14 protein-coding genes are annotated in these 11631 nt (G+C 69.2%); 2 read left to right on the top strand and 12 right to left on the bottom strand.

Annotated features, from left to right (window positions below):
* Positions 1 to 280 precede the first annotated feature (280 nt).
* From msrA to IM632_RS00650, 3 genes are read right to left on the bottom strand one after another with little or no spacing between them, the layout of a single operon-like run.
* Positions 281 to 874, bottom strand: coding sequence for a peptide-methionine (S)-S-oxide reductase MsrA (gene msrA, locus IM632_RS00660; protein WP_296481774.1), 594 nt, complete (start codon positions 872 to 874; stop codon positions 281 to 283).
* 28 nt (positions 875 to 902) lie between these two features.
* Positions 903 to 1547, bottom strand: a complete 645-nt coding sequence (locus IM632_RS00655) for a 3-oxoacid CoA-transferase subunit B (RefSeq protein WP_296519077.1) — start codon at positions 1545 to 1547, stop codon at positions 903 to 905.
* A complete protein-coding gene (locus tag IM632_RS00650; protein ID WP_296481778.1) occupies positions 1547 to 2266 on the bottom strand; it encodes a CoA transferase subunit A in 720 nt (239 codons plus the stop codon). The genes IM632_RS00655 and IM632_RS00650 overlap by 1 nt, the downstream gene beginning before the upstream one ends.
* A gap of 100 nt (positions 2267 to 2366) precedes the next feature.
* On the opposite strand from IM632_RS00650, the gene IM632_RS00645 reads away from it, so the two are divergent.
* The gene (locus IM632_RS00645) at positions 2367 to 3314 is read left to right on the top strand and encodes a 2-oxoglutarate and iron-dependent oxygenase domain-containing protein (RefSeq protein ID WP_296498077.1); all 948 of its coding nucleotides are present in this window, start codon (positions 2367 to 2369) and stop codon (positions 3312 to 3314) included.
* Here IM632_RS00645 and IM632_RS00640 read toward each other — a convergent pair.
* Genes IM632_RS00640 through IM632_RS00630 form a run of 3 tightly spaced genes read right to left on the bottom strand, consistent with a single transcriptional unit; the run spans position 3301 to position 5262 of the window.
* On the bottom strand, positions 3301 to 3930 hold the full coding sequence (locus tag IM632_RS00640) for a carbonic anhydrase (protein WP_296504238.1): 630 nt from the start codon (positions 3928 to 3930) through the stop codon (positions 3301 to 3303). The two genes, IM632_RS00645 and IM632_RS00640, sit on opposite strands and share 14 nt — an antisense overlap.
* A complete protein-coding gene (gene maiA, locus IM632_RS00635; protein WP_296498075.1) occupies positions 3931 to 4575 on the bottom strand; it encodes a maleylacetoacetate isomerase in 645 nt (214 codons plus the stop codon).
* A 6-nt stretch (positions 4576 to 4581) separates the two neighbouring features.
* Complete coding sequence (locus tag IM632_RS00630) at positions 4582 to 5262, bottom strand: fumarylacetoacetate hydrolase family protein (protein ID WP_296551916.1); 681 nt, start codon at positions 5260 to 5262, stop codon at positions 4582 to 4584.
* A 108-nt stretch (positions 5263 to 5370) separates the two neighbouring features.
* Here IM632_RS00630 and IM632_RS00625 point away from each other — a divergent pair, with 108 nt between their 5' ends.
* Positions 5371 to 6585, top strand: a complete 1215-nt coding sequence (locus IM632_RS00625) for a CoA transferase (protein WP_296481791.1) — start codon at positions 5371 to 5373, stop codon at positions 6583 to 6585.
* Here IM632_RS00625 and proB read toward each other — a convergent pair whose 3' ends face one another.
* From proB to IM632_RS00595, 6 genes are all read right to left on the bottom strand, one after another.
* Positions 6586 to 7710, bottom strand: a complete 1125-nt coding sequence (gene proB, locus IM632_RS00620; protein WP_296481920.1) for a glutamate 5-kinase — start codon at positions 7708 to 7710, stop codon at positions 6586 to 6588.
* Positions 7698 to 8750, bottom strand: a complete 1053-nt coding sequence (obgE, locus tag IM632_RS00615; RefSeq protein WP_296481796.1) for a GTPase ObgE — start codon at positions 8748 to 8750, stop codon at positions 7698 to 7700. The genes proB and obgE overlap by 13 nt, the downstream gene beginning before the upstream one ends.
* A 31-nt stretch (positions 8751 to 8781) precedes the next feature.
* Complete coding sequence (locus IM632_RS00610; protein ID WP_296481799.1) at positions 8782 to 9330, bottom strand: GNAT family N-acetyltransferase; 549 nt, start codon at positions 9328 to 9330, stop codon at positions 8782 to 8784.
* A gap of 124 nt (positions 9331 to 9454) precedes the next feature.
* Positions 9455 to 9715, bottom strand: a complete 261-nt coding sequence (gene rpmA, locus IM632_RS00605; RefSeq protein WP_296481801.1) for a 50S ribosomal protein L27 — start codon at positions 9713 to 9715, stop codon at positions 9455 to 9457.
* A gap of 30 nt (positions 9716 to 9745) precedes the next feature.
* On the bottom strand, positions 9746 to 10396 hold the full coding sequence (rplU, locus tag IM632_RS00600) for a 50S ribosomal protein L21 (protein WP_296481803.1): 651 nt from the start codon (positions 10394 to 10396) through the stop codon (positions 9746 to 9748).
* A gap of 111 nt (positions 10397 to 10507) precedes the next feature.
* Positions 10508 to 11521 (bottom strand): integrase core domain-containing protein, encoded by a 1014-nt coding sequence (locus IM632_RS00595; RefSeq protein WP_296481805.1) that lies wholly within the window; start codon positions 11519 to 11521, stop codon positions 10508 to 10510.
* Between the last annotated feature and the right edge of the window lie 110 nt (positions 11522 to 11631).

The following is an 11631-nucleotide window of genomic DNA, read 5'->3' as shown; positions in this document are numbered from 1 at the left end:
GGCCGCGGATGGCGCTGGTGGTTTCCTGGGCGAAGGCCGGAGCGGCCATGGCGCACATCAGGGCGGCCACCGCCGTACTGCGGGCGAGCATTCTCGTGGACATCATGGATACCCCTCCATCGGATCAATCCGGCCTGCAGCCTGCCCCGACCGGTCGGGCGTGCGTATAGCGCGGAATGTCACAATTTGGGTGACGGTTTTTTAACAGTCGGATTCACAGGTCGGACTGCTGCAAAAACGCCACGCTTAAAGCCCGGTGTGCCCGCGTAACGGGCGCCCCTCAACCGCGCCCGGCCCAGACCGCCCGGATGCGGGCGTCGCGGCCGCAGCCGATACGGTAACGCTTGTAGTGGCCGGGATTCTTGACCGCGTAGTCCTGATGGTAGCCCTCGCCCACCCAGAAGGTCGAGCGCGGCAGGATTCGGGTGGCGACCGGCCGGCGGATCTGGCGGGCGACGTCGGCCTTGACCTGTTCGGCGACGCGCTTCTCGGCGTCGGTCTCGACAAAGACCGCCGTGCGGTAGCTGGGGCCGATGTCACAGATCTGGCCGTTGGGATCCGTGGGATCGATGTTCCGGAAGAAGGCGGCGACCAGGTCCGGGTAGGTCGTGCGGGCCGGATCCCAGGTCACCCGGATGGCCTCCAGGTGGCCCTCGTGGTTCTCGTAGGTGGGATTGCGTTTCGACCCTCCCGAGTAGCCGACCACCACGTCGACCACGCCGCGGACGCCCTCCATGTCATGCTCGGCGGACCAGAAGCAGCCGCCCGCAAAGACTGAGGTCCGCAGGTTCGAGCCCTTGGGCGGGGTGGAAGCGGCGGGCGCCGCAGCGCCGACCAACAGGACCAGGCACATGGACAGGAAGACACGCATCATGGGCGCAACTCCTTTGCGTCGGGCCGGATCAGACCAGGTCGGTGACGAAGGCCGCCTCGGTCCGGGCCCGGACCTCTTCAAGGGTAACGCCGGGGGCCAGCTCCACAAGCCTGACGGCGCCGCGGCCCCGGTTGATCTCGAAGACCCCGAGGTCGGTAATCAGGAGATCCACCACCCCCTTGCCCGTCAGGGGCAGGGTGCACTCGCGCACCAGCTTGGAGCGCCCCGATTTCTCGCAGTGCTCCATGACCACGATGACGCGCTTGACGCCCGCCACCAGGTCCATGGCGCCGCCCATGCCCTTGACCATCTTGCCGGGGACCATCCAATTCGCCAGGTCGCCATTGGCCGCCACCTGCATGGCGCCCAGGACCGACAGGTCGATATGCCCGCCGCGGATCATGGCGAAGGACTCGGCGCTGCTGAAATACGATGAGGAGTCGAGCTCGCTGATGGTCATCTTGCCGGCATTGACCAGGTCCGGGTCTTCCTCGCCCTCGAAGGGATAGGGGCCCATGCCCAGCATGCCGTTCTCGGACTGCAGGGTGACCTGCATGCCGGGGGGGATGTGATTGGCCACCAGGGTCGGAATGCCGATGCCGAGGTTGACGTAGAAGCCGTCCTTCAGCTCGCGCGCCGCCCGGGCGGTCATGTCATCGCGGGTCCAGGGCATCAGGCGCTCGCCTTCTCGCTGCGGGGACGGGTGGTCAGGCGCTCGATGCGCTTTTCGTAGGCCGGGCCCTGAAGGATCCGGTGCACGTAGACCCCCGGCGTGTGGATCATGTCCTTGTCGAGGGCTCCGGTCGGAACCAGGGTCTCGACCTCGGCCACGCAGACCCGGCCGGCCGTGGCCATCATCGGATTGAAGTTCCGCGCGGTCTTCCGGTAGATCAGATTGCCTTCGGCGTCGCCCTTCCAGGCCTTGACGATGGACAGGTCGGCCTTCAGCGCCCGCTCCATCAGGTAGGTCTCGCCGTCGAACTCGCGGGTCTCCTTGCCCTCGGCCACCACCGTGCCCACGCCGGTGCGGGTGTAGAAGGCCGGGATGCCGGCGCCGCCAGCGCGGATGCGCTCGGCCAGGGTGCCCTGGGGGGTGAACTCCACCTCCAGCCTTCCCTCGATGTAGAGCCGCTCGAACAGCTCGTTCTCACCGACATAGGAGCTGATCATCTTGCGGATCTGGCCGTTCTCGAGCAGCAGTCCAAGGCCGAAGCCGTCGACCCCGCAGTTATTCGAGACCACGGTCAGGTCCTTCACTCCGGACTCGCGGATGGCCAGGATGAGGTTTTCGGGAATGCCGCAGAGGCCGAAGCCCCCGGCCATGACCGTCATGCCGTCAAACAACAGGCCGGTGAGGGCGGAGGCTGCATCGGATTGAATCTTGGTCGCCATGAGATCACCCTACGCTGCATTGCAGCATTTGAAAACGTCCCGGATGCCCTGGCGACCCTCCGGATTGGCGCGGAGCCTCGCCCCGGTGTAGGAGGCGAATATGAGCCAGAGCCCCGCCCCTCCCGGCCTTCCGCCGGTGGATTTCAACGACTGGTCCGCCGACTTCGAGGGCTTTTCCCGACGTCTGGGCGACAGCTTCGTCCGGTACGGTTTCTGCGTCATCGCCCACCACGACCTGGACCTGCCCAGGATCGACCGGGCGCTGGAGGCCTCCCGCGCCTTCTTCGCCCTGCCGGAGGCGGTGAAGCGCCGCTACGTGACCGGCGTCGGGGGTCAGCGCGGCTACACCCCCTTCGGAGTCGAGACCGCCAAGGACTCCCAGCACTTCGACCTGAAGGAGTTCTGGCATGTGGGCCGGGATCTTCCGAAGGGGCACCCCTACGCCCCGGTCATGCCGCCCAATGTCTGGCCCGCCGATATCCCCGCCTTCCGCGAGGAGGTGTCCTGGCTCTTCCACGCCCTGGAGGACTTCGGCCTGAGGGTGCTGCAGGCCCTGGCGGTCTACCTGGGCCTTGACCGCCACTGGTTTGACGACCCGGTCCGGGACGGCAACTCCATCCTGCGCCTCCTGCATTATCCGCCGGTCCCGCCGGACGGGCCGAACATCCGGGCCGGAGCGCATGGGGATATCAACGTCATTACGCTGCTGCTTGGCGCCGAGGAGGCGGGGCTGGAGGTCCTCGATCATGACGGCCGCTGGATCGCCGTGAACCCGCCGGCCGGATCCTTGGTCTGCAACATCGGCGACATGCTGGAGCGGCTGAGCAACCGGGTTCTGCCCTCGACCATCCACCGGGTGGTCAACCCGGCGCCGGAGCGGCGGGGCGTATCGCGCTACTCGACCCCCTTCTTCCTGCACTTCCGGCCGGACTTCGAGGTCCGCACCCTGCCCGGCTGCATCACGCCGGAGCGGCCTGACTCCTTCCCCGAACCGATCACCGCCGACGCCTTCCTTCAGCAGAGGCTGAGGGAGATCAAGCTGGCCTGACCCCGGGCTGGAGGGCTTCCAGGCCGGCGGCGTCCGACACGGTCACCGACAGGTCGGTCAGCAGACCATCGTGGATGGCGTAGATCCAGCCGTGCACGCTGAGATCCTGTCCCCGCGCCCAGGCGTCCTGAACGAAGACGTCGGAGGCGACGTTGCGGACCTGGCGGATGACGTTCAGTTCGCAGAGACGGTCCAGGCGCGGGCCGGCCTCGAGGGCCTCGAGTTCGCCCCGGTTCTCGGCGTAGGTCTCCCGGATCGGGTGAAGCCAGTGGTCGACAAGGCCCCGCCGCTTGCCGTCGACGGCAGCTGCAATTCCGTGGCAGCCGTAGTGACCCACAACCATGATGTGGTGGACCCTCAGGACATCCACGGCGAACTGCAGGACCGAGAGGTAGTTGGCGTCCTGGGGTGGAGCGAGATTGGCCACATTGCGGTGCACGAAGAGCTCGCCCGGATCGAGGCCCACGATCTCGTTTGCCGGCACCCGGCTGTCGGAACAGCCAATCCACAGATACTCCGGGCTCTGCTGGCCGGCCAGGCGCTGGAAGAAGCCGGGATCGACGGACAGCTTGGCGGCGGCCCACCTGCGGTTATTGGCCTTAAGATCCTCCAGCATTCAGGCCTTCGGGGCTCCCGGCTGGTTCCGGGGATGGGCGGCCTCGAAAGCTGGATGACCGGCGGCATGCTCGGCGACCGCCTTGAGGGCCGGCCAGCGTGACATGTCGAGGTCGTAGCGCGCAGCGGCGTAGACCTGCGGGATCAGGAGACAGTCGGCGAGGGTCGGCGTCGCCCCAAAGGCGAACCCCCCGCCATGCCGGTTGACCAGAATCTCAAGGGCGTCGAACCCGTCGCCCACCCAGCGGGCGCACCAGGCCGTGACGTCATCGCGTGAGACGCCCAGGCCCTCCAGGGCCCTTTGGACGCGGACGTTGTTCAGCGGATGAATGTCGCAGGCCACGATGTTCGCCATGGCGCGCACGTGCGCCCGTCCAAGGGGATCGGCCGGCAGGAGCGCGGGCTCGGGGTAGGTCTCCTCCAGCCATTCCAGGATGGCCAGGCTCTGGGTAAGGAGCTCCCCGCCCCCTGTCTCGAGGGCCGGCGCCAGGCCCTGCGGATTTCGGGAGCGATAAGCCTCGCCATGCTGGTCGCCAGCCCGAAGGTCGACGGGGACGGTGTCGAACTCCAGCCCCTTCAGGGCGAGGCCGATCCGGACTCGGTAGGGCGCCGTGGCGGCCCAGAAGTTGTAGAGGGTGAGGGTCAATGATGGTCACTCCAGCTGAAAGGACAGAGAGCCGACGCCCTCGACCTCGCTCTCGATCCGGTCGCCGCGCTGGAGAACACCGACTCCTTCCGGCGTCCCCGTGAAGAACAGGTCGCCAGGCTTCAGCGTCCAAAGGCGGGAGGCCTCGGAAATGATCTCGGCGACGTCCCAGATCATGTCCGCCACGACGGCGTCCTGGCGGACCGCGCCGTTGACAGAGAGGCGGATGGCGCCCTGGGGCGGGGCCTCCGACCAGGGCCGGATCGCCGAGACGGGGCCAGAGGCGTCGAAGCCCTTGGCGGCCTCCCAGGGCTGGCCCTTGTCCTTGGCCAGGGCCTGCAGGTCCCGGCGGGTCAGGTCGACGCCGACGGCGTAGCCGAAGACGGCCTCAAGAGCCCGCCCGACCGGGATATCGGAACCTCCCGACTTCAGGGCGACGACGAGTTCGATCTCATGGTGGAGGTTGGTGGTGGCCGGCGGAAAGGGAACCGCGCCCCCCGGGGGGACTATGGCGTCCGCCGGCTTGGCGAAGAAGAAGGGCGGGTCCCGGTCATCGCCGCCCATTTCGCGCCGGTGGGCGGCGTAGTTCCGGCCCACACAGAGAACACGACGGACCGGGAAGAGGGCGTCGGAGCCTACGACAGGCAGGAGAACCGCCGGCGGCGGCGCATGGACGTAGCGGGTCATACACGCGGGCATACGCCCGTCGGGGCGGAAGGAAAACCCCAGAGCACAGGCGATTGACAGCGGCGGCGGCCTGCGGCCTAGGTCGGCCGCCCGGAACCGGAGAGCGACATGCCCGATCACGCGCCGAAAGGCCCTCTTTCCGACCTGCGGGTCGTGGAGATGGGCACCCTGATCGCGGGGCCCTTCTGCGGCCAGGTGCTGGGCGACTTCGGCGCCGACGTGGTCAAGATCGAGGACCCGGGCAAGGGCGATCCCATGCGCCAGTGGGGCCGGTCCCTGCCCAAGGGCCTGTCGCCCTGGTGGCCGGTGATCGGGCGCAACAAGCGCTCGGTCGCCCTGGACCTGCGCCAGCCCGAAGCCCGCGAACTGGCCCTGGCCCTCATCGACCAGGCCGACGTCCTGATCGAGAACTTCCGCCCCGGCGCCCTGGAGAAGTGGGGCATGGGCTACGAGGTCCTGGCCGCCCGCAATCCCCGCCTGGTCATGGCCCGGGTCTCCGGCTTCGGCCAGACGGGACCCTATTCGCAGAGGGCCGGCTACGGCCTGATCGGCGAGGCCATGGGCGGCCTGCGGTACGTCACCGGCGAGCCCGACCGGCCGCCGGCCCGGGCCGGCATCTCGATCGGCGACAGCCTCACCGCCCTGCACGCCGTGATCGGCGTCATGATGGCCCTGCACCACCGCGAGCGGACGGGCCGGGGCCAGATGATCGACGCGGCCCTCTACGAGAGCGTCCTCTCGGTGATGGAGAACCTGGTCACCGAATACGACCTGACCGGCTATGTCCGCGAGCGCTCGGGCTCCATCCTGCCGGGGATCGCCCCATCCAACGTCTATCCCTGCGCCAATGGCGAGAGCCTGCTGATCGGCGGCAATGGCGATGCGGTCTTCGCCCGGCTGGCCGGCACCATGGGTCGCGAGGACCTGGCGGCAGACCCCCGCTACGCCACCCACGCCGCCCGGGGCGAGAACCAGGCCGAGTTGGACCGGATCGTCTCGGACTGGACCCGCAACTGGCCCCTGCCCGAGCTCCTCGCCCTCTTGGAGGCCAACGGCGTGCCCTGCGGCCGCATCTTCCGCGCCCCCGACATGCTGGCCGATCCCCAGTTCACCGCCCGCCAGTCCATCGTCGAGGTGGACCACCCGGTCTTCGGCAGGGTGAAGATGCAGAACGCCTTCCCGAGGCTTTCCGAGACGCCTGGAGGCGTGCGCTGGCCGGGTCCGGCCCTGGGCGAGCACACCCGTGAGGTCCTGGAAGGTCTGGGCGTCGATGCGGCGCGCCTTGCGGACCTCGCGGCCCGGAAGGTCACCGCCCTTCCCTGATCAGGCCGAGACCGCCAGGTCATCGGCGTGGATGACCGGGCCCTCGGAGAAGCCGAGCTCGGCCTCGACGGCGGCGGAGCTGAGGCCGCAGATCCTCGCGGCGTCGTCGGAATCGTAGCGGCAGAGTCCTCGCCCCACCTCCGCGCCCGCCTCGTCGCGCACCACCACGGCGTCGCCCTTGCCGAACCGGCCCTCGACCGCCGTGACGCCGGCCGCCAGCAGGCTCTTGCCGCGGCGCAGGGCCCGGGCGGCCCCGGCGTCGATCCGGATCACGCCGGAGGGCGCGAGGGAGCCGCCGATCCAGGACTTGCGGGCGGCGTGCGGGGAGAGGGCGGCGGTGACCAGGGTCGCACGCGCCCCGGCCTCCACGGCGGCGAGGGGCGAGGCCCGGCCGCCGAGGGTGATGAGGGTGGCGCAGCCGGCCTGGCGGGCGATCCGGGCGGCCATGATCTTGGTCGCCATGCCGCCTGTGCCGACCCCGGCCGAGACGTTGGCGCCTCCGGCCATGGCCTCGATGCCGGCGTCCAGGTCGGTGACCAGGGGTACGTGGGCGGCGCTGGGATCGGACCTCGGGTCCGCCGTGTAGAGGCCATCGACGTCCGACAAGAGGACGAGGAGGTCAGCGCCGATCAGCTGGCCTGCGCGGGCCGCCAGCCGGTCGTTGTCGCCGTAGCGGATCTCCTCGGTGACCACCGTGTCGTTCTCGTTGACCACCGGCACAACGCCGAGGTCGAGGAGGGTCTCCAGGGTGGCCCGGGCGTTCAGCCAGCGACGCCGGATCTCGGTGTCGTCGCGGGTCAGGAGGACCTGGGCGACCGGCAGGCCATGGGGCTCCAGCGCCGCCTCCCAGGCGTGCATGAGGGCCGACTGGCCGGCGGCGGCGGCGGCCTGCTTCTCGGGCAGGGTGAGGGCCTTGCGGTTCAGGCCGAGGCGGCGGCGGCCCAGGGCCACGGCGCCCGAGGACACCACCAGGACCTGCTGACCCCGGGCGCGCAGCCGCGCGAGGTCTGCGGCGAAGTCGGAAAGCCAGGCGCTGTCCGGGGCGCCGTCGGGGCCGACGACGAGGGCCGAGCCGATCTTGACGACCACGCGGCGGGCGGAGGCGAGGCCGCTCACGGCCGCCAGTCTCCCGCAGTCTCCCCGCCTGGCCGGGCCGCCGCCTTGGCCTCGGCGCGGCGCGCCAGGACCTGCCGCCAGGCCTCCCGCAGGAGGTCCTTCACGCCCTGGCCCGAGACGCCGGAGACCAGGCTGACCGGGCGGCCGGAGGCGGCCTCGAGGGCCTCCTTCTGCATCTGGAGGGTGTCGGGATCGAGGGCGTCGACCTTGGACAGGGCGAGGATCTCCGGTTTGTCGGCGAGGCCGGCGCCGTAGGCCTCCAGCTCATGCCGGACCGTCCGCCAGGCCTCGGCCACGTCAGTCTGGGTGCAGTCCACCAGGTGGATCAGCACCGCCGTGCGCTCCACATGGCCCAGGAATCGGGTCCCCAGCCCGGCGCCCTCCGAGGCGCCCTCGATCAGGCCGGGAATGTCGGCCATGACGAACCGCTCCTCCGGCGACAGGTCGACGATGCCGAGGTTGGGAGCGAGAGTTGTAAAGGGATAGTCGGCGACCTTGGGCCGCGCTGCGCTGGACGCCGCCAGGAAGGTGGACTTTCCGGCGTTGGGCAGGCCGGCGAGGCCGACGTCAGCGATGAGCTTCAGCCGCAGCCAGATCCACTTCTCCTCGCCCGGCTGGCCGGCGTTGGCGTGGTAGGGCGCCTGGTTGATCGGGCCCTTGAAACGGTCATTGCCCCAGCCGCCATTGCCCCCCTTGGCCAGCAGGACTCGCTGTCCGGGATGGTCGAGGTCGACGATCAGGGTCTCGCGGTCCTCCTCCAGAACCTCGGTGCCGACGGGGACCTTCAGCACGATGTCCTCGCCCGCTGCGCCATGCCGGTTCCGACCCATGCCGTGAACGCCGGTCCCGGCCTTGAAGTGCTGGTGGTAGCGGTAGTCGATCAGGGTGTTCAGTCCGTCGACCGCCTCGATCCAGACGTCCCCGCCCCGGCCGCCGTCGCCGCCGTCCGGGCCGCCGTACTCGATGTACTTCTCGCGCCGGAAGGACACGGCGCCGCCGCCGCCATTGCCCGAGCGGATGTAGATCTTGCACTGGTCCAGGAACTTCATGGCCTCGCCCTAGCACGTCCCGCCGGCAAAATCAGGCCAGCCACATCATCCCGCGGGAGGGCAGGGCCTCGCCGCGCGAGAGCACGAAGGTCTGGCGACGCTCTCCGGTGTAAAGAAACCCGGCCTTCACCAGCACCGCGTCCGACGCCGGATTCTCGTCCAGCCGCCAGGCGCGGACGTGGGTGCGGCCCCAGTCCCGGGCGGCCCAGGCCAGGGCGGCGGTCTCCGCCTCGGTCATCAGGCCGGCGCCCCAGTAGGGCCGGCCCAGCCAATAACCGATCTCCGTCGCCGGGGCGGGTTCGCCGAAGAAGGACAGGACGCCAACCAGGCCCTCGACCGGATGGTCTAGAGCAAAGCGGGCCTCCAGGTCGGGGTCAAGGGTGTCGCCCGAGGCGAGAAAGGCCTCTGCGTCCTCAAGGCCGTAGGGGTGCGGAAGCCGGGCGGTGGTGCGGGCGACCTCGAAATCCGAGCACAGGGCCGCAATCCGGGCGGCGTCCGATCGGCGGGGTGCGCGCAGGCGCAGACGAGGGGTATCGATTACGGGGTCGATCCGGACCGGGTCAAACTGAACGGGACGCATTTCGGAAACCTCCCGGCCCCTCTGCCGGGGGCCTGATGCGAAAACGGGGAGCCCGGCGTCCGGGCTCCCCGCTTCGGGAGGTCCTCCGGTCCGCCAGGCAGGCGGACCTTCGGGAAGGTCCGCGTCAGCCGGCCGCGTTGTCCACGCAGACATAGGTGCGGTCATCACGCTTGGTGATGAACTTCACGGCGCCGTGGGCGGTCGCGAAGAGGGTGTGGTCCTTGCCCATGCCGACATTGTCGCCCGGGAAGAACTTGGTGCCGCGCTGGCGCACGATGATGTTGCCGGCGAGGACGGCTTCACCGCCGAACTTCTTGACGCCGAGGCGGCGGCCCGCCGAGTCGCGCCCGTTGCGCGAGGAACCGCCGGATTTCTTGTGAGCCATGGGGGCCTCCTGGAACTCTGGGTCCGACGCTTATTCGGCGTCGGTCTTCTTGGCTGCAGCCTTCTTCGGCGCAGCCTTCTTGGCGGGAGCCGGCTTAGCTTCGCCTGCGGAAGCCTTGGGGGCCGCCGCCTTCGCAGCCTTGGCCTTGGGGGCCGCAGCCTTGGGGGTCTCAGCCTTGGGGGTCTCAGCCTTGGGGGTCTCGGCCTCAGCCTTCGCGGAAGCCTTGGCCTTGGCGGGCGCCTTCACCGGCTTGGCGGTCGGGATTGCGGCCTCCAGTGACGCCACAACGGCCTTCAGGTTGCGGGCCTTGGCGTCCAGCAGGGCCTTCGGGGTCAGGTCGACCACGCCGTCCCAGGCCGCCGTCTTGCCGGCTCCGGAGATGGAGGTGACGCGCAGGACCGTCTCGGGTTGGCGATGGCCGCGGGTACGACGATAGCCCTGGCGACGAATCTTCTTGAAGATCCGGACCTTCTCGCCCTTACGGGTCTCGATCAGGGTGGCGTTGACTGCGGCCCCCTCGACGGTCGGCGCGCCGACGGTGACCGAGGCGCCGTCGCCCAGCATCAGGACGTCCGAGAAGGCGACGTCGGCGCCGGGCTCTCCGCCCAGCTTTTCGACCACCAGCACGTCGCCGGGTTCGACCCGGTACTGTTTGCCGCCGGTTCTGATCACCGCGTACATGATTGGCGTCCTGAAGAAATAGAAAGCAAAGACGGCGCCCGCAGGGAACCCTGCGGACGGAAGCGGGCTCTTATACAGACCGACCCGTCCGAGTCAACGCGCTGTCCGGGCTCAAGACATATGAGACGGCGGTGTCTCTGAGGCTTGCAGTCTGGCGAGGTATCTTGCTGGGGTCATTCCGGCAAGGGCTCCGTGGGGTCTGTGGTGGTTGTAGAGATGCTGGAAGCTGTCGAGGAGGGGGTTGAGCGCCTCGACGTTGGCGGGCAGATCGTAGACGCCGTAGAACTCGTATCGCCAGACGCCGTTGCAGCGTTCGACGGCGCCGTTGAGCTGGGGGGACTTTGGGGGCAGTTCGTAGAGGGCCAGTCCCTTGGCCTGGCAGGCCTCTTCGAACTCGGCCTTGAACTCTGAGCCGCCGTCGACCTGGATGCCGGTGACGGGGAAGGGCATCTCGGCGAGGACCTTGTCGAGGAACAGGCTGGCGGCGGCGGCGGTCGCCCGCTTGGCGGCCTTGGCGACCGTCCACCTGGCGACCGGGTCATAGGCGGTGAAGTGTTTGATGGCCCGGCCTGGCGCGAGGGTGATGAAGACGGTGTCGACCTGCACCAGGCCGCCGGGACGGTCCGGCTTCATCCCCTTGGGCAAGCGAACGGCGTACTTGCGCCGGGGCGTCCATCGCCTGAACAGCCGTTTTCGGCGCAGGGTCTGGACCGGCTGGACCACGCCGCGGTTCATCAGGGTCTTCAGGATCCGGCCGACCGTGGCGTCGGAGACCTCGAAGCCGCGCTCGCGCAGTAAGGGACCGAGCTTGGCCTTCCCCCACATCGGAAAGTCCTCGCGAAGCGCCTGCACGGCCCTGATCAGCGGGTGGGTCCAGTTCTTCGGCCGGGTCCGCAGAGGCCGGCGGCTCTTCGGCTCGAGCCGGTGGCTCCAGCGGTTCAAAGAGGCGCGGCTGACCCCGACCGCCCTGGCCGCCTGTACAGCGCTCAGGCCGTCACGCCTGGCCTGATCGAACCGCCGAAGGGCGTCTCGCCTGACCCCTGCGATCTCCGAGGTCTTCGCGGTCAGGCGAGACGCCCAGCTCGCTCCACGATAAACTCCAGCCTGTAGGCCAAACACCTGCATCGGGGGTCTCCTGAGGTCCTGAGTCTGCAAACCCAAGCTTCAGAGACCCCCACCCTTCACTCAAGAGCCCGTCTCACATCTGTCTGAGCCAGGACACGCGCGGGGCTCAG

Origin of the sequence: Phenylobacterium sp. (genome assembly GCF_020402505.1) — a bacterium.
In the GTDB taxonomy this organism is placed as follows: domain Bacteria; phylum Pseudomonadota; class Alphaproteobacteria; order Caulobacterales; family Caulobacteraceae; genus Phenylobacterium.
The sequence above is the reverse complement of the archived record's forward strand: the minus strand, read 5'-3'. Positions and strand labels throughout refer to the sequence as shown.

Excerpts from the sequence above, each read along its gene's own strand:
- msrA (WP_296481774.1), bottom strand. The coding sequence starts at position 874 with ATGATGCGTGTCTTCCTGTCCATGTGCCTGGTCCTGTTGGTCGGCGCT.
- IM632_RS00655 (WP_296519077.1), bottom strand. The coding sequence starts at position 1,547 with ATGCCCTGGACCCGCGATGACATGACCGCCCGGGCGGCGCGCGAGCTG.
- IM632_RS00650 (WP_296481778.1), bottom strand. The coding sequence starts at position 2,266 with ATGGCGACCAAGATTCAATCCGATGCAGCCTCCGCCCTCACCGGCCTG.
- IM632_RS00645 (WP_296498077.1), top strand. The coding sequence starts at position 2,367 with ATGAGCCAGAGCCCCGCCCCTCCCGGCCTTCCGCCGGTGGATTTCAAC.
- IM632_RS00640 (WP_296504238.1), bottom strand. The coding sequence starts at position 3,930 with ATGCTGGAGGATCTTAAGGCCAATAACCGCAGGTGGGCCGCCGCCAAG.
- IM632_RS00630 (WP_296551916.1), bottom strand. The coding sequence starts at position 5,262 with ATGACCCGCTACGTCCATGCGCCGCCGCCGGCGGTTCTCCTGCCTGTC.
- IM632_RS00625 (WP_296481791.1), top strand. The coding sequence starts at position 5,371 with ATGCCCGATCACGCGCCGAAAGGCCCTCTTTCCGACCTGCGGGTCGTG.
- obgE (WP_296481796.1), bottom strand. The coding sequence starts at position 8,750 with ATGAAGTTCCTGGACCAGTGCAAGATCTACATCCGCTCGGGCAATGGC.
- IM632_RS00610 (WP_296481799.1), bottom strand. The coding sequence starts at position 9,330 with ATGCGTCCCGTTCAGTTTGACCCGGTCCGGATCGACCCCGTAATCGAT.
- rpmA (WP_296481801.1), bottom strand. The coding sequence starts at position 9,715 with ATGGCTCACAAGAAATCCGGCGGTTCCTCGCGCAACGGGCGCGACTCG.
- rplU (WP_296481803.1), bottom strand. The coding sequence starts at position 10,396 with ATGTACGCGGTGATCAGAACCGGCGGCAAACAGTACCGGGTCGAACCC.
- IM632_RS00595 (WP_296481805.1), bottom strand. The coding sequence starts at position 11,521 with ATGCAGGTGTTTGGCCTACAGGCTGGAGTTTATCGTGGAGCGAGCTGG.